Source organism: Lentisphaerota bacterium (genome assembly GCA_016873675.1).
Lineage (GTDB): Bacteria > Verrucomicrobiota > Kiritimatiellia > RFP12 > JAAYNR01 > VGWG01.
Map to the genome: position 1 here is coordinate 1 of VGWG01000048.1, position 21,925 is coordinate 21,925.

The following is a 21,925-nucleotide window of genomic DNA, read 5'->3' on the forward strand; positions in this document are numbered from 1 at the left end:
AGATGAAGCTCTTCTGCACCGAACGATCCGGGCGCAGTTCCTCAAGATCACGGTCGTGGAAAAGCTCCAGGAACTCGCGCACCGCCGTCGCCTTGGGCGGCCGGTACCCCAGGCCCCGCTCCAGGCATGCGTCGCCGTTCAGCAGCCGCACGTCCTCGGGGCAGTCCCCGCCCACCGTCTGTAGCAGCACCAGCGCCTCGCACATCTGCGCTTCCGTGTACCCCCGGCGGCGTTTGCGCAGGCCCAGGTGGGCGTCGATCCAGTCCGGCAACCCCAGCGAGCGGAAGGCCCGCGAAGTCGCCAGCAGCCCCGCGTGCGGACTCGTCGCTTCCCGGAGCGGTCGCTTGTCCAGAACGAAGGGCGTCTTGTGCATCAACGGAAGACGGGTAGCCATGGAAGTGCAGTATAGAAAACCTATAGCCCATTAGCAAGCCTTTTCATCTCTCATTTAACAAGTTGCGTGCATTTGCCCTGCCTTAGGCGAGGATTAGGGTGGGGGAAGTCATGTTGACAAATTGCATGCGAAACATTACATTCGTATGCGTGTTGTCAATTGAGGTTTTAAGGACATGTCTGACAGTCTCGACAGGCTGGTTGCTGGCGGCCGCATGATGGCGGCTTCCGCGGCGCGTGCGCACGGGGTGTCGCCGCAAACGATAGCCAACCGTGTCCGCCGGGGAACGCTGAAGCAGATTTCGCGGGGGCTTTATGTGTCACCCGAGTTCCGGCCCGGCGCATGGTACGATTTCCAGGTGCTTGCGCTCCGGTGTCCGGATGCCGTCGTTTGCCTATATTCCGCTCTTCGCATCCACAATCTGACGACGCAGCTTCCGGGAGAAATCAGTTTTGCCCTGCCGCAGGGGCGCAGAGCTCCGGCGCTTCACGACTTCAGGACGCGCGTGTTTTTCATGGCGCAGGGATACTATGCTTACGGGATCGAGGAGAAGAATCTAGACGGCGTGCTCGTGAAGGTGTATTCCCCGGCCAAGACGGTTGCCGACTGTTTCAAATATAGGAACAAGATAGGGATCGATGTCGCGATCGAGTCGCTTCGGGAATGCCTGCGCGGGAAGGCGGCCAGCATCGATGACATCATGCGCGCGGCGCGCGCGGTGCGGGTGGAAAAAGTGATCCTCCCCTATCTTGAAGGGATCACGACATGAGCGATGACAAAAGCGCAAGCCTCGCCGATTCGGTCAAGGCGCGGCTGAAAAACAAGGCGGACAGCTTGTCGGTCTTGTATAACTTGATTTTGACCAGATACGGCATCGAACGGTTCCTGTACAAGATTTCCGTCAGCGAATGGAAGGATACGTTCATCCTCAAGGGCGGAATGTTGTTTGTCCTTTGGACAGATGGGATCGGATACCGCCCCACGATGGACTCCGATTTCTTGTGGCGCGGCGACGCATCGAAGGACGAATTGATACGCGTTTTCAAAGCGATCTGCGACGCTCCCACGGATCTTGCGGGCGGCTTGCGCTTCGACAGCGGGACAGTGGCGGGTGCGGAAATACGCAAGCGGACCGACTATGGCGGCACGCGGATCACCTTGACCGCATTTCTCGGCAATTCGCGGATACCCCTGCAATTCGACATTGGTGTCGGCGATGCAGTGACTCCCCCCGCGGTGCTGTCCGAATTTCCCACCTTGTTGGGGTTGCCGCCTCCCCGTTTGAAAACCTATCCGATCCCGACCGTCATCGCCGAGAAGATTGAAACGATGGTGGTGAACGGGATGGCCAACAGCCGGATGAAGGATTTTTATGACCTTCATGTGCTGACGACACGGTTCCCGCAAAATACGAGTACGGTCTGTGAGGCGATGCGGAACACCTTCGCGCGTCGCGGGACGCGACTTCCCACCGGCGAAGAGGAATGTTTTTCGATCGCGTTTCAAACCAGCCCGCAGAAGCAGATTCAATGGGCCGCGTTTTTGCGGAAAAACAGGCTGACCGACGCTCCCGCATTGTTTCGGGATGTGGCCGAACCTGTCGGAAAGTACGTCCTTTCTTTGCGCCTGAATTCTGAGTCAAGCCCCCAAAACCCTTAACCACTCCTCGCCGCCATGCTCCCGACACTCGTAGACCGACAGCTTACGCAGGGGCTCAAGAGCCATCTGGAGAGCCAGTTCCCGCTGGCGACGCCGCACTTTGCCGGACTCTGGGACGCCTTTTTCAGCTCCGCCGAACCCGTCGTCAAGGGGCCGTACCTCCAGTTGCATCTGCCGTTTCGCAAGGCCGACCCCGCAGCACGCAGGCGTTTCGCGCCGGTTCTGGCGGATATCGGCTTCACGCCATATCTGCACCAGCAGCGCGCCTTCGACCGCCTCTGCGGCGCGGCGCCCCGTTCCACGATCATCGCGACGGGCACGGGCTCCGGCAAGACCGAGTGCTTCCTGCTGCCGGTGCTCGAACACTGCGCGGCGCACAAGCACGACCGCGGCATCCGCGCGATCTTCATCTACCCCATGAACGCGCTGGCCACGGACCAGGCCGAACGCATCGCCAAGGCAGTACACAAGCATCGCGGACTGGACGGCTTACGGGTCGGCCTCTACATCGGCGAGGATAGCGGCGAGGGATGGAAGTCAAACAAGCGTGAAAAGGAGATGGGGGCCGAGACCGTTATCACCGACCGCGCCGCGCTGCGCGAGCATCCGCCGCAGATCCTGCTGACCAACTACAAGATGCTCGACTACCTGCTGATCCGGCCCGAGGACGCCCCGCTGTGGCAGGACAACACGCAGGGCGAGCTGCGCTACTGCGTGGCGGACGAGCTGCACACCTACGACGGGGCGCAGGCGGCCGACCTCGCCTGCCTGCTGCGGCGCTTGAAGGACCGGATGCGGCTGGAGACGGGGCGCCTCTGCTGCGTCGGCACCTCCGCCACGCTGGGCGGGGGCGATTCCGCGCAGGAAATTCTGGACTATGCCGCCACCGTGTTCGGCGAGGCCTTTGACCCGGACGCGCTCATCGGCGAGGACCGGCTGACCCCGGCCGAGTTTCTGCCGCCGCCGGGCGACACGCGGGCGCCGCTCGCGACGGTCGAGGACTACCTGCCGATGGCGGAAGACAACGAGGAGGAGTATCTGCGCCGCCAGCTCGGGCTCTGGGGGTTCGCGGTCGGGGGTGCGGACCTCGCGCGCTTTCGATCCCTGCGCGACGGTAAGACCGCCAGGGACCAGCAGCATGTGGATGAGCTGGCCAGGCGGCTGCTGGGTGACCCGTTCGCGGCGGCGCTGGTGCGGCGCTGCGCGGGGCATGTGCCGCTGCTCGGCACGGTCGCCGCCGCGATGGCGCGGAACCTCTTCGACGACGAGGCGGCCGGCCATGTCGCGCAAACCGAGGCCGCGATCCGCAGCCTCGCGGCGCTCCTTTCGCGCATCCGCCAGGTCTGCGACCGCGCGTACGACTATCCGGACGTGCGCATCCAGTACTGGACCCGCGAGATGTCGCGCATGGTCGCCTCCATCCGGCCCGGCGCCGCGGAACTGGCCTTTGCGGACGACCTGACGGACATCCCCAACCTGTCGCGGGCCGGGGCCGGGGAGGCGGGCGGCGAGACCCTTTACCTGCCGCTGGCGAACTGCCGCACCTGCGGATGTTCGGGCTGGATCAGCGTCTATGCGGCCAAGGACAGGAAGCTGATCAGCGTGCTGGACGATATCTACCGCCACTTCTTCGCGAAGGGCTCGGAGGCGGTCCGCTTTGTGGTGCCACTGGCGGAGGGCGAGACGCCGGGACACCTCAACGGCGAGATCCGGCGCCTCTGCTGCGCCTGCCGGGCGCTGGCGGGCGAAGGGGAGGCGGCGTGTCCCGAGTGCGGTTCGAGCGCCTTGCTGCGGGTGGCCGTACAGCAACCGAAAATGGAGACCCACACGCGTCAGGCGGACGGACAACCGTACGCCTTCGGGCGGCGGATCTGTCCGGTGTGCGGGGCCGACGACGGCGGCATCATGCTGGTGGGCATGCGGACGGCCACGTTGTGCAGCCACATGATCGCCACATTGAACGGATCGGTGTACAACCGAGACAAGAAGATCATCGCCTTCAACGACAACGTGCAGGACGCCTCGCACCGCGCCTCTTACTTCGGCGGGCGCACCTGGTCATCCACCTTCCGCACCCAACTCGCCCACACGATCCACGAGAACGCGCTGCCGGACGTGCCGCTGCCGGACCTCCTGGCGCGATTCGGCGACGACCTGCACGCCCGTTATCCCGATCCGGGTGCGCGGCTGGCGACCTTCATCCCGCAGGACTGCAAGTGGTGGCACGGCTGGCACGAGCTGGAGGAGCGCGGCGCGGCGCCCTCGGCGCAGACGCTCCACTGGCTGGAGTTGCGGCTGCGCTGGGAAGTCTGCATGGAGTTCGGGTTCAAGTCGAACATCGGCCGGACGCTGGAGAAGACGGGCGTGGCGGCGGCCTATGTGAAGCTGCCCGAGCGCACGGATGCCCGCTGGGAGGCGGTGCTGACGCCCTTGCGAAACAACTTCGAGGCTTTGCGCCACCTGACGGCGCCGAGGTTGCGCGCGTGCGTGGCGGCCTTGGCTGACCTGATGCTGCGGCGCGGTGCGGTGCTGGATGCCGACGTTGTGCCATCCATCCTCCGGGTCGCCGATCTGGGCGTCGTGCGCTGGCAGACGCCGCTGAAGTGGGCGCTCCAGGGGATGTCGCGGGGCGGCATGCACCCCGTCTTCCCGGGCAGGGCAACGGCGGGCGGGACGCCGCGGCTGGCTTTGGCGCTGACGCCGGGCGGGGAGACGCATGCGCTGTTCGAGTCGCACACGGGGTGCGGCGAGACCGCGGCGCTGGAGGCGCTCCTGAACGGGCTCGCCGCGGCAGGCATCCTGGAGAAGGTGACGGCGGGGCCACAGGCCAAGGCGGCCATGGAGTATTGGGTGCTGCCGCAGGAGCGGGTCGTGATCAGCAGCAACCTGGCGGCGATGCGCTGCCCGGTCTGCGGGCGGCTGCGGCACGTGCCGCGGGCCTTGCTCGACGCGGCGGACGGGCGCGTGGCCTGCCGCGGACCCGGGTGCCGCGGCGTGTTGGCCCCGGCGGTGGTTCCGCCGCATCACTACCGGCAGCACTACATCGGCGGGGACGTGTTCCGGCTGGTCGCGGTGGAACACACGGGGCTGCTCAAGCGCGACGAGCGCACGGAGATCGAGAAGCGGTTCAAGAGCAAGGAGCCGGCGGCATGGCACCCCAATCTGCTCTCGGCGACGCCGACGCTGGAGATGGGTATCGACATTGGCGACCTCTCCACCGTGCTCCTGTGCTCGGTGCCGCCCACCCAGTCCTCCTATGTGCAGCGGATCGGGCGGTCGGGCCGCAAGACGGGCAGCGCCGTCAATGTGACGGTGGCGAACGCGCGTCCGCACGACCTCTACTTCTTCCAGACGCCCGGGGAGATGATGGCGGGAGGGGTTCGGGCGCCCGGCGTGTACCTGGATGCGGTCTCCGTCCTGCAGCGCCAGTACCTCGGATTCGCGCTCGGAGCGTGGATCGCGCAGGAGAAGCAGGCGGCCTTTCCCCGCGATATCGGCGCCATGCTCAAGGCGCTGGGCGCCCAAACGGCGGTCTTCCCCACCACGTTCCTGGCATGGTACGCCACGCGGCGCGGCGGTCTGGCCGTACGGTTCGTCGCCGCGCTGGGCGCCCACGCCTCCCCCGTGACGGCGGACGCGCTCCGGGCGTATGCGGGCGGAGCGGAGGCGGGCGGTCTGGACAACGCCCTGCGCAACGAGGTTGCGGCGCTGCGCGTGGTGCTGAAGGGCTATGAGGACAAGGCCCAGGGGATCACGGCGCAGTTGAAGGCGGTCAAGGCCGACGTAGGCCTCACCGAGGAGGCGCGGCAGGAGCAGTGCGAGGCGCTGGAGAAGGAGCGCGGCGCGTTCCGGACGCTGCTGCGGAAACTGCGGGGCGAGAGCGTCTGGGGCTGGCTGTGCGACATGGCCGCGCTGCTGCCGAACTACGCCTTCCCCGAAGAAGGGGTCGGCCTGCAGACGATCCTTTACCGCGAGACCGCGGGAACGGGAGGTGGAAGATCGGCCGCCAAAGTCGAGTACGAGATCAAGCGGCCTGCCTCCACCGCCCTGCGCGAACTGGCGCCCGGCATGGAGTTCTATGCCTACGGCCACCACGTCCCCATCGGTGCGGTGGACCTTGCGCAGACCGATGCCCCCCTGCCTTGGCGGTTCTGTCCGGCCTGCGACGCCATGGTGCCCGATGGTCCCAGCCTGCCGCCGCTGTGCCCGCAATGCCAGGCTGACTGGAGCGATGTCGGTCAGGTCCGCATTTTGCTGAGGCCCAAACAGTTCATTACGGTGGACAGCGAGCGCAACGCGCTAACCGACGACGCCAGCGACCAGCGCCAGCCCAAGTGGTTCGACTGCAAAGTCTTCTTCGAGCGCCGCAGCGTCGTGACCGCCTCGTTTCACAGCCCGGCCGAAGCGGAGATCCCCTTCGGTTACGAATATATTGAACATCTGATGATGCGGGAGGTCAATTTTGGCGAGTCAACGCCGAATGGAGATCCCGCGGTCAACGTCAATGGGGAAGCGGTCCGGGGTAGGGGGTTTGACATCTGCCCCTCGTGCGGCCGCACGAAACTGAACGACGACACAACCCACGCCCCCTGGTGCCTGGCGGCGAAAAAAGACGAGGGTCCCGCTCCGTTCGTCAATCACCAGCTCTACCGGGAATACAACACCGAGGCGCTGCGCCTGTTCATCCCCGTGCTGCTGACCGGCGACCAGCAGGTGGAATCCCTGATGGCCGCCATCAAACTGGGACTGGAGCGCCAGTTCCACGGCAAGGTTGACCACCTTCAGATCACGATTCAGACGCTGCCCATTCCGGGGAGCACGCTGCGCCAGCATTTCCTGGTGCTGTACGACAGCGTGCCGGGAGGAACCGGGTACCTGCGCCAGTTTGTGCAAGGCGACGGGCGCCTGCTCTTCGACGTGCTTGACCAGGCGCGCGCGGTGCTCCAGACATGCGCCTGCGGCAACGACGCGGAGAAGGACGGCTGCTATCGCTGCCTCTACCGTTACCAGAACCAGTCCCGGCGTCACAAGATCTCGCGGCGGAGCGCCCTGGCGATCCTGGACCAGTTGACCCGGCTGCGGGGCGGGATGGTCTTCGAGCAACGCGAACTGTCGGTGACCGACTACTTGGCGGGCCTTCTGGAGAGCGAACTCGAACGGGCGTTCGTGCAGCAGCTCGATGCGCGCGTCCGGGAGATGCGGGGGACGTGCGAGCCGACGGTGGTGCCGGGATTGACGAAGGGGCTGATGCTGCGCATACCCAAGGCGGGGGCGGCGGGGGACCGCGTGTGGGCCTGCGTGTTCCAGGAAGAGCTGGGCCGGGAGAAGGGGGTATTGCGCGCCTGCCGGCCCGACGCCGTCCTCTATCCGCAGGACACCGAGGCGATGGCGGCCCGGCCGGTCGCCGTTTTCCTGGACGGCTGGGAATACCACAAGGAGATTGTCGCGGAGGATCTGCGCAAGCGGATCGCGCTGATGGATGCCGGGTACCGCGTCTGGTCGCTCGCCTGGTCGGACGTGGATCCGGCCTCCACTGTGGAGACGCCCGGGTGGATGCGGAGCCTCGCGGCGCCGGGCGGGGCCGATGGCGAAACGCGCCGCAAGCTGTTTGCCCACTATAAGAGCCTGACGCCGCTGCGCAACCCGGACAAGCCGCAGGAGGAGCCGCACCACTTCTGGGACGAGTGGCTGACGATGGATCGCGGGCTGGAGCGGCTTCTGACGTACCTGCGGGTGGCGGATGATGCGCTCTTCGTGGCGCACGCGCAGTGCGAGGCCTGCTGCCTGGGCAAGTACGTCGCGTCGGCGAGCAGCGAGCGGCCGGAGCTGCCCGGTGGCCAGGAGACGTTTCTGGCGGCCGTGCCGGCGGGGGCGCCGCTGGCACGGCTCACGGCCGGGCGGAACGCGGTGGCTGTCTATGTCTGGCCCGACGCGAGTGAGGCGTCGCGGGTGGCGATGCGCGTCTGCTGCCGCTTTGACGACACGCCGCCGAATGACGCGCAGAGCGATTGGAAGGCGTTTTTCGCCCTTGTGACCGTGTTCCAGTTCCTGCCGTCTGCCGTCGGGTTATTCTTCAGCACGGCCATGCGGGAAGACACCTTCTGGGCCGAGCGCGCCCGCGCCAAGCTGCTGGACGGGCAGGGGGCCTGGGAATTGCTGTTGTCCAACTTCCCGGAGGATGACGACCCGTGCCGGGCGCTGGTCGCCGCGCTGCAGGCTGCAGGCGTCGGCGAGGTGCCGGCCGCGTTCGAGGACATCGTCCGCGAGAGCGACGGGGAGGTTATCGGGTTCGGCCAGTTGGTCTGGATGCGCAGCAAGGCCGCGTGGCTCGATGCGGCGACGTCAGGCGCGCAGGCGATGCGGGCGGAAGGCTGGCTGGTGGGGGTGGCGGGAGAAGATGGACAGGGTGAGTTCGCGCAGCGGGTGTTGGAGCGGAACAAGGTTTCAGGAGAGAGGTGATCCATGGGCGCTTTTGCCATCGACAAGAAGTTCTTCGACAGCGTCAACAAGCTGGGCCGCGAGGCGGGGAGGCTGATCGACTCCTTCATCGTGAAGTTCATGCGCGAGGGCGTGAATGGAGGGATGGAGTTCGAGAAGGTCAACGGCAGCTACAAGCGGCTGCTGCGCACCGTGCGCGTGAACGACAAATACCGGGTGGTGCTGGTGCTCGACGACAAAGGCAACGCGGTGTTGCTGCACGCCGGCGAACACGAGGACGCCTACCGCTGGGCGACGCGCCGCGGGTGCGAGGTCAACGCGCGCACGGGCGAGCTGCAGGTATTCACTGTAGAGCTGAAGGAGGCCGCGCCCAAGGTGTCGGCCGGGCGGCGGGCGGCCGCCGCGGCGCGCCTGTTCGAGACCAGGCCGACCGACCAGGAACTGCTGGATCTCGGCGTGCCGGAGGGGCTGCTCGGGCAAGTCCGGCAGATTGTTGACGAGGACGACCTGCTGGGACGTGAAGAGAGCTTCCCCCAGGGGGTGTTCGACATCCTGCTGCAGGTCGCGGACGGCAAGCCGGTCGGCGAGCTTCTGGCGGTGCTTCGTGCGGAGCAGGCGGAGAAAAAGCCGGCGGGCGACAACGTGGCCGACGCCATCGAGTCCAATCTGGCCTCGCAGGGCCAGTTCGTCTTCGTCTCCACCGAAGAGGAACTCAATGCCGTGCGCAACGCGACGCTGGCCAAGTGGCGGGTTTACCTGCACGCCTCGCAGCGCAAGATCGTCCAAAAACGGGCCAACGGCCCCATCAAGGTGCTCGGCGGCGCGGGAACCGGCAAGACGGTGGTGGCGATGCATCGGGCGAAGCACCTGCTCGAAAACGTGTTTACCGGCGGCGGGCGGCTGCTTTTCACGACCTTCACGAAGAATCTCTGCGCCGACATCCGCAAACTGCTGGCCACCATCTGCTCCGAGGCTACGATGGCGCGGATCGACGTGGTGAACCTCGACCAGTGGGCGCTCGGCTACCTGCGGAAGCAAGGCATCGCGGTCAACCCCATCCTGGCGGGCGACAAGCGGCGCGAGCTGATGGTCAAGGCCCTGGGCCGGTCGGCGTATGACGGGCCGCAGGACGTGTCGTTCTTCCTGCACGAATGGGAGCAGATCGTGCTGGCCTATCAACTCGCCTCAGAGGGGGAGTATCTTCGGGTGCCGCGTATCGGCCAGGGGACGCGGGTGCCGGGAAAAGACCGCAAAGCCATCTGGAGCGTCTTCGAGCAGTACCGCGCCATTCTGCGAACGAATAACATGATGGAGCCCGACGAGATCATGGACTGTGCCGCGCAACTGATCGCGAAGGAGGGCGGTGCGAGGAGCTACGCGGCGGTGATCGTGGATGAGACCCAGGATTTCAGCATGCCGGCGCTGCGGCTGGTGTGCGCGCTGTCGGGGAACCGCTACGACGCCAGCCTCCCGAACTCGCTGATGCTGGTGGGCGACGCCCATCAGCGCATCTACGGGCGGCGGGCCGTCTTGAACAAGTGCGGGATCAATGTGCGCGGCCGTTCGGCGAAGCTTTACCTCAACTACCGCTCGACGGAGCATATCCGGCGACTGGCGGTGGCTCTGCTGGAAGGGGTGTCGGTGGACGATCTCGACGGTGAGAGCGATAACAACAAGGGGTATCATTCGCTCGTGGTCGGGACCAAACCGGAGATGGTGCGTTTCGACGGCTTTGAACAGGAAATGGACGCGGTCGCCAAGAAGCTCAAGGAGTGGGCGACCGAAGACAAGCGCCCCCTTTGCGACTATGCGATCCTCTGCCGAACCAAGGAAGAGGTGTTCGCAGTCGGCAAGGCGCTCAAACGGCGCGAGATCGAGAGTCTGGAGATCAAGACCGAAGAGGACGACGGTATCCAGAAGGACGCGGTGAGCATTGCGACGATGCACCGCGCCAAGGGACTGGAGTTCGTCGGCGTCATTCTGCCCCGGCTGAACAGAGGCGTCTGGCCGCTCAAACCGGCCGGCTTCGAGGGCCTGGATCAGGTCTCGCAGCGGGCGCACCTCGCCGGCGAGCTCTCCCTGCTCTACGTCGCCCTCACCCGCGCCATGAAGCACGTGTGGCTATCGGGCGTAGGCGAGGTGCCGGATGAACTCACATCATGCCTATGAAGCTCACACCATCTTGGATGGGCACAGGGTCCCTCATCCCAGCGCAGGAGTCAACAGACAATATCTGTTCCAGCCGCTTTGAGTTCCAAAGGGGCAGCCATGAAACTCTAATCAAACGTGGAGGTTTGTCTTATGACCGCAAATGCGCAACGTAGGTTCATCCTTGACGAGTTCTTCACCCTGACCCTTGCCGGCACGGTGCAGCGGTCGGGGCTGTACAAGGAAGGAACCACGGAGAAGGATCGTAAGCCGTTCCAGGATTCGCTGCGGAAGCTGCTGGAGGAGATGGCCGGTGAATATGAACACAGCGTGGCGGAAGAGGTGCATGTCGCCAACGTCAAGCGGCTCGCCGATGAACTGTCAGCCAAACATGAGGACGTTCTCGCCGACGGCGGCATGCGCATCGGCCATGCGCAGAAGGCGCTCAACCTCTATCTCAAGTACCGCTGGTGCCTGGGCGAGATTCCCGCGCCGCCGCACTGCCCGCTCGACTCTATCGTGCTCGGCCAGGTGCCCGGGTGCGAGACCGTGCGCTGGACGCGGATGAAGACGATAGACGAGTACCGTGACGCCATCGCAAAGGTCCGGCTCGCCGCCGGCGAACAGTCGCTCGCCCAGTGGGAGCTGGAGAACTACGGAAAGCGATAGGTCAAGAAACGAGAGTCCTAACGATGATGCACACGCAGACCGGAGGTGGATATGGCACTGCTCGCTGAAGAGGTCGTCCAGGAATGGATCAATCGGCAGGGTTTCTTCACGATTCGCGGCATCAAGATCGGGGTCCACGAGATCGACATTCTGGCATTCAAGCCAAGCCCGGATGGTAACCACGTTTGCAGGCAGATCGAGGTCCAGGTGTCCACCAACCCGATCGCCTACGTCAGCAAAGTGCCCAAATCGGTGCAGAAGAAGCGCGGCATCGGCCCGGACAACGCAAAGGAGCGGAAGACGGCGGAGCTGAAGCAAGGCATCCGGGAATGGATCCAGAAAAAGTTCGACCATCCGAAGAAGGTCGCCCTGCGTAAGCGTCTCTATCCCGGAGAGTGGTCGCGGGAGCTTGTCGTCAACGCCGTCAAGCATCCGGAAGAGCTCGACCTGTTCAGAAAGGCCGGGGTCAACATCATCCAGTTCACGGATGTTCTGCGCCAGGTGCAGAAGCGGTCTCATGTGATCGAGGCCGCGGCAGGGAATCACCTTTTGACGTTAATGTTGCTTGGGAAGGACCAGGCTGAATAAGACCCCACAAATGAACTTGTTCGCATCGCTTGAACATGGCATCATTGCCGTCAAATGGAATCGGGGCTGATCGGGCCAAACAACGCGGGTCGCCGGCGGGTGTGGGCGGGCTGGCGTTGATGCCGAGGGCGGTGGCGTGCCGGACATCCCGCCCGCTCTCTTGTGGCGCGGCGCCATGGCGCCAGCCTGACGGATACGGATGCGATATGGATGATGTGACGACAGCGACGCCTGATTCGGCCGCAGCCCCTTCCCCGGCCCTTTTCCATGCCCTGCAGCAGGCGCGCAATGAGTTACTGGACCTCTCCCTACGCAACCGCGCCCTCTCCCTCCGCCCGCAATCGAAATCGGCCAAACTCATCCACATCGTCACTGAGCATTCGGCCCAGGTGTACGAGCGCCTCGTTGAGAAGTCCCGTGCATTTGCCTTCCTTCCGGCCGACGACCAAGCCACTGACGCGCCTGCCGATCCCGGCGCCGTGGATGATGAGGCCGCCGCCGCGGCGCTTGAGAAGGTCCGGTCGGACAACTGGCTCCAGACCACGCTGACCGCTGACGCCCTGGCCAAGCGCCTGACGGCCATGGAGCGCGACGCACGTACGGCCGTCGAGGAGCAGGGATCCAACCTGCTGTTCCTCTCCCTGGGGCAATTGGTGTGGTACGAGGACAACAATTCCGATGTCGCCCTCCACGCGCCCCTGGTGTTTGTCCCCGTGCAGATCATCCGCGACCGTCGGGCGTCGGAGTCCCAGCGCTTCCGCCTGGCCGTGATCGAGGGCGAGGAGGTGTTTGGCAACGTCTCCCTGATCGCCCGCCTGAAACAGTCCTTCGACATCGACCTCCCCGCCCCTGACACGGAAGCGGATGACTTCGCGATCGCGGACTATTTGCAAGCGGTTGCCGGCCGGGTCGCGGGTCTGGCGCGGTGGCGGGTTTTGCCCGACGCTCTGGCGCTGGGCTTCTTCTCGTTCCAGAAATACCTGATGTACCTCGACCTGAGGCACGACCGATGGCCCGAGGAGAAGGCTCTTGGCAAGCACCCCATCTTCGCCGGACTCCTGATGGACGGCTTGCCCGTCACCGAGCCACCGTTCGCAGACGACGTTCCGATAGACGACCTGGTCCCTCCCGAGAAGCTCGACCACGTGGTGGACGCCGACTCCTCGCAGACCCTTGCGGTGGAGAAGGTGCGCCGCGGCATGAACCTGGTCATTCAAGGCCCCCCCGGCACCGGGAAGAGCCAGACCATCACCAATCTCATCGCCACGGCGGTCCTGGACGGCAAGCGTGTCTTGTTCGTGGCGGAAAAGATGGCGGCGTTAGACGTGGTGAAGCGCCGCCTTGAGCACGAGGGGCTGGACTCGATCTGCCTAGAGCTGCATGGCGCGGGCCAGAGCAGCGCCCGCATGTTGGCGTCGGTCATGAACGCCTGGGGACTGGGGCCGCCGGTCATGCCGGGGGAGGCCCAGGCGGTGCCCGATTTCACGCGCAAGCGCGACACCCTCAATGCGTTGCCGCAGGCGCTCCACGCCCCGCTCTCCCCCTCCGGCCTCACGCCGTTCCAGATCATCGGCCATCTGTGCCTGTTGCAGGACGAGGGGGTCGAAGTGCCTCTGGAGGGCGTCGAGGCGTGGTCGCCGGAGGATCGTGATGAGCGTTTGCAGGAGGCGGTCGCCTTCGAGGAAGCGCTCGATCTCGTTGGCCCGCCGGGGGAATCCCTCTGGCGGGGCGTCTCCGCGGACAATGTCCTCAGCATCGACCTGGAGCCGATGGCCCGGACAGTCATGGCGGCGCTGGCGGCTCTCGCGACGTTGCGGGAGAGCGCGGCGACGCTGGCGGCGTCCATTTCGCAGCGCACGGCCGACAGCATCGAGCACCTTGCCGACCAGATCGTCATCGGGCAGCACCTGGCGGCCGCTCCCGAGGCCATCGACCGTGCCGCGATCTCCGATCCGGCTTGGGAGAGCGGGCGCGTGGATCTTGCCGAGTGGGTTGGTTGCGGCCGGCGGCTCTCGGACGCGCTGGTCGTGGCTGCGGGCAAAGTCACGCCGGCCGCTTTTGACCGGGACTGGCAGGGGGAGCGCGCGTCGCTTGGCGCCTGTGCGGGGTCGCCCCTCAAATTCTTCAACGCCTCCTATCGCCATGCGCGCAGGGAGCTTGCAGGTGTTCTCGCGGGTTACAGGCCCAGGAACGATGCCGAGCGCCTCGCCCTGCTCGACACGCTGCTGACCGCACGAGCGGCGCGTGAGACCCTTGCCCGCCTGCAGGAGACGGCCAAGCGGGCTTTCGGAACCCTCTGGTGCGGCGAGCGGACCGACTGGGGTGCGGTGCGCGCCGTGCTGGAGTGGGCGGAGGCGTCGGTGCGCGCCGGGCTCGGGCACGATTTCAGGGCGCTGGTGGGGGTGGTCAAGGAGACCCGTGCGATCACGGGTGCGATTGATCGGGTTGCAGCCGCCCGTGACGCCTGGCAGTCTGCGGCCCGGAGCGTGGCCGAGCGCCTCGGGCTCGACTGGGTCGCAGCTTTTTCCCGTCCGCTTGAAGAGACCCCCTTCCCCGTCTTGGAAGAGCGGTTGCAGGGCTGGATCGGGCACCGGGAGACCTTGCCGGACTGGTCCCGCTTCTTGCGTTCGAGCAGGAGGCTGGCCGAACTGGGCATGAGCGCGCTCGCGGACGAAGCCGTGTCGGGAAGGCTCGATCCGGCGCTCGTCGAGACGTCGTTCCTGAAGTCGTTTTACACCGCGCTGATCCGCCAGGCACTGAGGACTCATCCGGTGATCGCCGACTTCAAGGAGGCGGTCCACAACCGCACCGTCGACGAGTTCCGCGGCACCGACAGGCAACGGCTCGATCTGGCCCGCCAACGTGTCCTGACCGCCCATCATGCCGGCCTGCCGAAATCGGGCGAGCGGATTGGTGACATCGGCTTCATCCGGGGGGAAGCGGAGCGGAAGCGCAACCGCAGGAGCATCCGCACGATTTTGAGGCGGGCCGGCGGCCTGGTGCAGAGCATCAAGCCCGTGTTCCTGATGAGCCCCCTCTCCGTCGCCCAGTACCTGGAGCCTGGCGCGGTCGAGTTCGACCTTCTGGTCATTGACGAGGCGAGCCAGGTGAAGCCCGTTGATGCGTTCGGGGCCATCGCCCGCGCCAGACAGATCGTCGTCGTGGGTGACAGCAAACAACTTCCGCCCACGAGTTTCTTCGAGCGGCTCTCATCCGGCGATGACGAGGAGGCCGATCCGGACGCCGAGGCGTGCGCGACGGCCCGACCCGTTGAGAGCAGGACGGCCCCGGCGCAGGCCATGGAGAGTGTCCTCTCCTTGTGCGTCGCGCGCGGCGCCCCCGAGACGTGCCTGCGCTGGCACTACCGCAGCCGCCACCATTCGCTGATCGCCGTCTCGAACCGCGAGTTTTATGAGAACCGGCTTTTCATCATTCCCAGTCCTTTCCAGACGGGAAACGGCGGGATGGGCGTCCGCTTCCATCCGGTCGTCGGCTGCTATGACCGCTCGCGGTCGCGCACCAACCGCGAGGAGGCGCGGGAGGTGGTCAAGGCGATCCGCGCCCATGCGGCTGAACATGGACGGCACTCGCTCGGGGTGGCGACCTTCTCGACGGCCCAGCGTGACGCTATTCTGGACGAACTGGAACTGGCGCTGCGCGACGACCCCGGCCTCGAGGCGTTTGTCAACCGCGCCGATCACGAACCGTTCTTTGTCAAGAACCTGGAGAGCGTCCAAGGCGACGAGCGGGACGTGATCTTCATCTCGGTCGGCTACGGCCGCGACGCGTCTGGGCACATGGCTTCTAACTTTGGCCCGGTCAACGGCGTCCATGGCGCCCGCCGTCTGAATGTGTTGTTCTCCCGCGCCAAATACCGCTGCGAGGTCTTCTCATCCATCACGGACGAGGAGATCACTATCCGCGGCGAGAGTGTGTCGCCCGGTGTGCGCGCCTTGAAGAACTATCTCCGCTTTGCGCGCACGGGCGCATTGGATATGCCGTGTGCTTCCGGTCGGGAAGAGGACTCGCCCTTTGAAACGTCCGTTCTGCGCGCCATCGAGGCGATGGGATATGCCGCCGACACCCAGGTTGGCCAATCCGGCTTCTTCATTGATCTGGCGGTGATTGATCCGCGGCGACCCGGCCGGTACCTGCTGGGCGTTGAGTGTGATGGCGCTACCTATCACGCTTCGCGGTTTGCCCGTGAAAGGGATCGGCTGCGCCAGGGGGTTCTGGAATCCCAGGGGTGGCGTATACACCGCATCTGGAGCACCGACTGGTTCAAACAGCCGGAGCAGGCGAAGGAGAGATTACGGCGCAGGATCGAGGCGTTGCTTGCCGAGGCCGACAGCGATGAAGTCGGCCGGCGCGCCGATGAAGCGTTCGAGCGGGCCGACACGCCCAGCCCACCGGATAACAGGGAGGCTCCCGGCACGTTGGCACCGGACCTCCCTCCGGCGGCTCCGCCGGGTCGGCCCGCCGTTGTCCGAGCCGCCCCCCGTGATGTGGAACATAACGGCATCGGCACGCTCGCGACTCCCTACAAGCAGTCATCGGGTCATGCCGTTTCCAACGCCGTCGGCATGGCCACGCTCAAGGCGGTCATTCTGAGGGTGCTGGAGTGCGAAGCCCCCATGCACCGGGACGAGCTTGACCACCGGTGCCGGGATTTCTTCGGTCTGGCGCGTATCAACAGCGCGTTTGAGCAGCAGATACGGGGCGCGATACGGGAACACGAGCGAGCCGGGGGACTACTGCGCAATGGGGACTTTCTGACGCTGCCGAAGAGGCAGGCCATTCCCCGTAATCGCTCGGCCGTGACGTCGGCCGCCCTGCGCAAACCCACGATGATCGCTCCGGAGGAGTATGACGCCTCAGTGAGGACGCTGCTGCGGCACTGCCACGGCGCCAGTTCGGACGATGTCGCAGTTGGCGTCTCACGCTTGTTGGGCTTCAAGGCCACCAGTCCGCAGATCCGTGAACACGTCATGAAGAGCCTGGCGCGACTCGTCAGCGGCGGCGAGGTGAAAGCCGACGCGGACGGCGTCATGCGGATACCGGAGGGTACGTCAACGTAAGGCGGAAAATACCATGAATAGCTTGGACGTTCGCAAAGCCCTGATTGAAACCCTGCGCCTGGATCTGGTGGGGCCGGACAATGGACATGCCTTCCCCCAAGACGACCCCTCACAACCCGAACTGCCATTCTGAACAGGAGCATAGCCATGCGCACGAACTACGTCCTGATTGATTTCGAGAACGTCCAGCCCGAGAGTCTCGTCGGCCTGCAGCAGGATCACTTCAAGGTACTGGTCTTTGTAGGAGCCAACCAGACCAAAGTGCCCTTTGAGGTGGCTCAGGCCATGCAGGCCATGGGCGGCAAGGCCGAGTACATCAAGATCGCCGGGAACGGTTCCAACGCGCTCGATTTCCACATCGCCTTCTACATCGGCCAGCTTGCCGCCGCCGACCCCGCCGCCTTCTTCCACATCATCTCCAAGGACACAGGATACGACCCGCTCATCGCGCATCTCAAAGCCAAGAAAATACACGCTGCGCGGGAAACCTCCGTTGCCGACATCCCGGTCCTCAAAGCGCCCGTCGGCGCAGTTGCACCTGCGGGTACACTAACGACCTCGCGCATTCAGACGATCCTCGACTACCTCAAGAAACCGAAAGCCACAAGACCACGCACCCTGAAGACAATGACGAGCCACATCAAGGCGACGTTCAAAAAGCAACTGACGGACGACGAGGTCGCCGAACTCATCGCGGCCATGTCAAAGGATGGCCACATCGCCGTCACAGACACGAAGATCACCTACAACCTGTAAGCCACGTTGCCGCACAGGAAGGTTTGGCACACTTGGCTCTCCTACAGCTTGGCGGTTTGGCGGCAGCGGGGGTAGTTCGGACAGCCGTAGAAGGGGCCCTGCGCGCCCTTCCGCAGCACCAGCGAAACGCCGCATTTCGGGCAGAGGGGCGCGGCGACGGCCTCGGGCATCGCGTGCTGAGCCGCAGGCGCCTCGGCCGGGGCGGCGCGGCCGTCAGCACCGGGCTGCGGCCCCGTCTCCGGCGACAGAATCGGGGCCAAGGCGTCCCGGATGTCTTGGGGGGCATACTCCCGGCGGCAAGGCACATGCAGAAGCGGCAGGCCGGCAGCTTCAAACACCCGGTCAACAAAGGCATCGCGCGCCTGGCGGTCGCGTCGACCATGACTGGCGTCATCCAGTTCGATACCTGCCACGGGCTTGAGGGTCCGCGGGTCGCACAGCAGGAAATCGACATGCTTCTGCGAGATCCGGCCGCGGTACGCGTAGTTGCTCTTGTTGAGATTGACAACGAAGAAGAGATCGCCCAGATTGACCTTGAACACAATCCGCGCACCATCTCCTACCACGGCGGCAAGGGCACGGTAAAAAGCGACCTCCGCCGGTGAGAGGAAGTCATCGCGCAAGCGGTACGGCAGCGCCCCGGGCTTGCCGCCGCCCAGGCCAAACAACTTGAGAATCGCAAATAGGCATCCCGGATTCGTGCTCTGGTTCATCGGGCACTCTCCTGTGTGACGAATGATCAGAGCAACAGTGTGCCAGAAAGGTTTGGTGTTTGCAAGGCACGAATAGTGACGGGGACGTGGGGACAGAGAAACTGTGTCAGTGCGCAACACGATGAACGCGAAAAGGTTGCGTGTGTAGATGGCTGAAGATCGATGCGTGGGAGGGGCGCGTTGGGGAAGGCGCGTGTGCGTGACTGATGCCGGCGCAGCCTTGGCAAGTCACGTGCCTCAGTTTCCATGGCCCTAAAGGGACAGGGACCGGAGCATGCTGACTCGCAGGCAAAACAACCGCTTGTAATCGGTTAGCGACGGGGGGGGGACTGTGACCGTGTGCGGGTGCGTGAGTGTGTGAGTGGGTATGTGGCCGCGCGAAAGCGGGTAGGGCGGCGGCGTCCCGCCGCGCCGAAAGCCAAAGGTATGCGCGAGGCGGGGTGGGTGAGTGGTCAGAATTACCTTTTGAGGCTCTTGCAAAACCCTGAACCGACTGGCAGTGGTGCAGGCGTCTCGCCTGCAATTCCAAGACTTTTCCACATTCTGCAGGCGGGACGCCTGCACCACAAGGGGTTTTGCAAGAGCCTCTTTTCATTTCGATTTCGATAGCGATCATTGTCTTTATCCATTCGCCTGCGGCGCGGCGGGACGCCGCTGCCCTACCTCGCGCTTCGCGCAGACACCTATCCCACCCACCCACACACTCACACGCACCCTCACACTGTCCCACACCCCCGTCGCTAACCGATTACCAAATATATTTTTGACGGGAAGGTGTTGATTGCGCGGCGGGGGATGTGTTATTTTTCAGGTGACTTTACGGGGGGTAGCGGGTCCGGCGCGTCGCCGGTCCAATCCCGCGCGGGGCCCGGATGAGCGGCCCCATTGAAACTTCGTCTTTCCGGCACGACGGACTCCGCCGTGAAATGTATCATCGGTTGCCTAAACTTGAGGACCTATCGCGGAAACTCCGCTTTATTCTGTCGTGCACATGTTCGGTACCTGAAAAGCGCCTCTCACTGGGGGGGCGACAGGATGATTGCGGCGCGATAGGGTCTGAGAGTCCTGCAGCTTGAGCCGGAAACGGAGATGCGCGGACGCGACCTGCCGTGAGTTGCCGCCACCGACGGGTGGAGGGGATTGCTCAGCGCTCGTTCTTCTCCGTGCCTTTGTCCGCTTCCCCCAGGAGCGTCCGGCCCTTGTCGGTCAACCGGTATTTCTGGAGCCGGCTCCGCGGCTTGTCAGGGATGGTGCGCTCGATCAGGCCTTGTGCCAGCAGTGGAAGCAGATGACGTTGGTAGTTGAGATAGACAGCCGCCAGACCAACTGCCCTCAGCAGATCGGCCGTGCCTTTCGGGTTGTCGAAACAAGCCCTCAAGATGGATATTATCTGCTCACCGACTTGCTCACCGACTTGCTCACCGACTTGCTCACCGACCTGGGACTCGACTTGGGCGGTCGGCACGATCCGCACGGGCTTGGCCGGGTTCTCGCCGAACTCCGGGATGCTGATGATCATGCGGAAGTTGTCGCCCTCAATCAACTGGGGGTCGGCTCCGCCGTATTTCTTGCCATAAAGCATCATTTTGCGCATGCCCGAACCCAATTCGTCGGCGCGGTCGATGTGGTGGAAGGCGCACACGGACTCGTAAACATCGCGGCTGAGGCCCTGCCGGCAGGCCTTGAACTCGACATCCAGGCCTTCACCCCGCCGGATGGTCTCCATCAGCCGTTCCTCGTTGGGCGGCGCGGCGCTCATCCTACGAACTCCTGGGCCATCGGCGTGCTTATATAGATGCTCTGCATGGTTTGACTTGAAGCGCACAGATGGGATAGAAAACCAGAAACACCAAACTCACATGTGGCAACGGTTGAAAGGTAATACAAGCGCTGGCCGAAGCGCAAGCATAGAGTGACGCATGCACAACTAATCTTGCATGGAGCACGATTTTTTGGATGTAAAAGGCTACTAAAACCGGCGAGGAAAAGACAGGGGGCGGTGAAAAATATATTTCGCGGCGGGTGGTTGCTTTTCGGCGGGGGGATGTGGTATTACTTAGATGACTTTACGGGGGGTTGTGAGGTCGGCGCGTCGCTGACACGATCCCGCGCAGGGGCCTCGATACGGTCCCACTGAACCATTGTCTTTCCGGCACGGCGGACTCCGCCGTGAAATGTATCATCGGCCACCCATCCCGAGGAATCGAGCGCGTAACCAACGCCCAACAGCGGCGTGACAAAACCCCCCGCAAACGAATCGCGTCCGCAAACGGACGCGCCGGGAGGTGCGCGCGGTGACGAGACGGGAGAGCGGGGCCTGAGCCGGAAACGAGGGGCGCGGACACGACCTGCCGTGGAGACCCCCACCGCCACGAACGGCGGCGGGGAGGAGGCCGTGATGGGCGTCGAGTTCCTGAAGGTCGGTTTCGCTTTCCCCTATTCCGAGGGCTGCACGCCCGAAGAACTGCACCAGCGCCTGGCGCGGCTGGCGGCCTGCTGGCCGGGCTGGCACAGTTTTCCCTGGCGGGTGACGCGGAACATCCACCATCTGCTGCGGGGGCCGGAGGTGAATTTTACCTACCTGATGATGCAGCGGTGCCTGACCGGGTACGCGGCGCACCTGGTGCTGACGGCGCCGTTCGAGAACCGGGAGGCGGTGCTGCGGATGATGGCCAAGACGCGCTTCGAGACGGGCGGTCTGCTGCTGGACCTGATGCTGGAGGCGATTCGGGGGGAGATGCGGAGGACCGACCTGCCGTACATCCAGGACTGTTCTGGCCAGGAGGACCGGTGCGGATATCTGGCCGACGATGAGATCGCCCGCCGGCGGACGGCGTTTCGGGCCGCCATGGACGGGGCGGTGAAGGAGTTTCGTACGATCCTGAACGTGGCGAGCCTGACGGACTGCAGGCCGGGGACGGTGTGCCTGGGACGGCGGATGGAGACCTGGGCGCGCGGAGTGGACATGCCGGCGGCGGTGACGCTGGAGGTGCAGGTGGAGGACCGGGGGCGGTACCGGATCTTGATGCCGTGCCAGCGGGAGATCGAGGCGCTGGCGAACGCGGGGAAGCGGGTGCCGCGACTGATCGAGGGCGACGTGCGGGCGGCGCGGGAGGAGTGCGCGGCTTGGGGATGGGGGCGGGAAGGGAAGAGTGTGGGAGTGTGTGGGTTTGGGAGTGTGTGTGGGGATGAGGCAGTGGGTAGTGGGCAGGGAGAGGCGGCGCATCGGAACACCGAGGGGCGGAGGGACGGCTGTGAGGCGGAGATGGTGCTGCGGACGCGGGGGATGGCGGTAGTGGCGGTGCCTGCGGGGTGGGATGCGGGAACGAGTGTGGGTGTGTGTGGGGGTGGGAGTGTGTGTGAAAATGAGGTGGAAGGGGCAGGAAAAGGGGCAGTGGCAGCAGGCAGTGGCAGTGGGCGGGTAGAGGAGGGCGGGAAATTGCGGGCGGAGGCGGGGCGGGGAGCGGGCGGAGAACGGGGGA

11 protein-coding genes and 1 pseudogene are annotated in these 21,925 nt (G+C 64.8%); 9 read left to right on the forward strand and 3 right to left on the reverse strand.

The features are described from left to right. On the reverse strand, positions 1–394 hold a 394-nt coding region (locus tag FJ222_07515; protein ID MBM4164272.1), incomplete at its 3' end, for a hypothetical protein. 175 nt (positions 395–569) lie between these two features. Here FJ222_07515 and FJ222_07520 point away from each other — a divergent pair. The 8 genes from FJ222_07520 to FJ222_07555 all read left to right on the forward strand — a co-directional run bounded on the left by FJ222_07520 (position 570) and on the right by FJ222_07555 (position 17,730). Further along, the gene (locus tag FJ222_07520; protein MBM4164273.1) at positions 570–1,163 is read left to right on the forward strand and encodes a hypothetical protein; all 594 of its coding nucleotides are present in this window, start codon (positions 570–572) and stop codon (positions 1,161–1,163) included. After that, entirely contained in the window at positions 1,160–2,053 is an 894-nt protein-coding gene (locus tag FJ222_07525) for a nucleotidyl transferase AbiEii/AbiGii toxin family protein (protein ID MBM4164274.1), read from the forward strand. Before FJ222_07520 ends, FJ222_07525 begins: the two co-directional genes overlap by 4 nt. Positions 2,054–2,068: 15 nt before the next feature. After that, positions 2,069–8,512, forward strand: coding sequence for a DEAD/DEAH box helicase (locus FJ222_07530; GenBank protein ID MBM4164275.1), 6,444 nt, complete (start codon positions 2,069–2,071; stop codon positions 8,510–8,512). 3 nt (positions 8,513–8,515) lie between these two features. Beyond that, entirely contained in the window at positions 8,516–10,660 is a 2,145-nt protein-coding gene (locus tag FJ222_07535) for a DNA helicase (GenBank protein ID MBM4164276.1), read from the forward strand. 132 nt (positions 10,661–10,792) lie between these two features. Continuing rightward, positions 10,793–11,308: a hypothetical protein gene (locus tag FJ222_07540; protein ID MBM4164277.1), complete on the forward strand. Its 516-nt coding sequence runs from the start codon at positions 10,793–10,795 to the stop codon at positions 11,306–11,308. 45 nt (positions 11,309–11,353) lie between these two features. Next, positions 11,354–11,896, forward strand: coding sequence for a hypothetical protein (locus FJ222_07545; GenBank protein ID MBM4164278.1), 543 nt, complete (start codon positions 11,354–11,356; stop codon positions 11,894–11,896). Positions 11,897–11,931: 35 nt separating this feature from the next. After that, positions 11,932–16,974 carry a DUF4011 domain-containing protein gene (locus FJ222_07550; GenBank protein MBM4164279.1) on the forward strand — a complete coding sequence of 1,681 codons (5,043 nt, stop codon included), beginning with the start codon at positions 11,932–11,934 and terminating at the stop codon, positions 16,972–16,974. 147 nt (positions 16,975–17,121) lie between these two features. Further along, entirely contained in the window at positions 17,122–17,730 is a 609-nt protein-coding gene (locus tag FJ222_07555) for a hypothetical protein (GenBank protein MBM4164280.1), read from the forward strand. Positions 17,731–17,771: 41 nt separating this feature from the next. On the opposite strand, the gene FJ222_07560 is transcribed toward FJ222_07555, so the two are convergent. Together FJ222_07560 and FJ222_07565 are read right to left on the reverse strand one after the other, a co-directional pair. Continuing rightward, positions 17,772–18,443, reverse strand: coding sequence for a DUF2726 domain-containing protein (locus FJ222_07560; GenBank protein ID MBM4164281.1), 672 nt, complete (start codon positions 18,441–18,443; stop codon positions 17,772–17,774). A gap of 1,483 nt (positions 18,444–19,926) precedes the next feature. Beyond that, positions 19,927–20,067: pseudogene (locus FJ222_07565) on the reverse strand (transcriptional regulator). A 729-nt stretch (positions 20,068–20,796) separates the two neighbouring features. Here FJ222_07565 and FJ222_07570 point away from each other — a divergent pair. Then, a partial coding sequence (locus FJ222_07570) for a hypothetical protein (GenBank protein MBM4164282.1) occupies positions 20,797–21,925 on the forward strand: 1,129 nt, incomplete at its 3' end.

Excerpts from the sequence above, each read along its gene's own strand:
- FJ222_07520 (MBM4164273.1), top strand. The coding sequence starts at position 570 with ATGTCTGACAGTCTCGACAGGCTGGTTGCTGGCGGCCGCATGATGGCG.
- FJ222_07525 (MBM4164274.1), top strand. The coding sequence starts at position 1,160 with ATGAGCGATGACAAAAGCGCAAGCCTCGCCGATTCGGTCAAGGCGCGG.
- FJ222_07530 (MBM4164275.1), top strand. The coding sequence starts at position 2,069 with ATGCTCCCGACACTCGTAGACCGACAGCTTACGCAGGGGCTCAAGAGC.
- FJ222_07535 (MBM4164276.1), top strand. The coding sequence starts at position 8,516 with ATGGGCGCTTTTGCCATCGACAAGAAGTTCTTCGACAGCGTCAACAAG.
- FJ222_07540 (MBM4164277.1), top strand. The coding sequence starts at position 10,793 with ATGACCGCAAATGCGCAACGTAGGTTCATCCTTGACGAGTTCTTCACC.
- FJ222_07550 (MBM4164279.1), top strand. The coding sequence starts at position 11,932 with ATGGCATCATTGCCGTCAAATGGAATCGGGGCTGATCGGGCCAAACAA.
- FJ222_07555 (MBM4164280.1), top strand. The coding sequence starts at position 17,122 with ATGCGCACGAACTACGTCCTGATTGATTTCGAGAACGTCCAGCCCGAG.
- FJ222_07560 (MBM4164281.1), bottom strand. The coding sequence starts at position 18,443 with ATGAACCAGAGCACGAATCCGGGATGCCTATTTGCGATTCTCAAGTTG.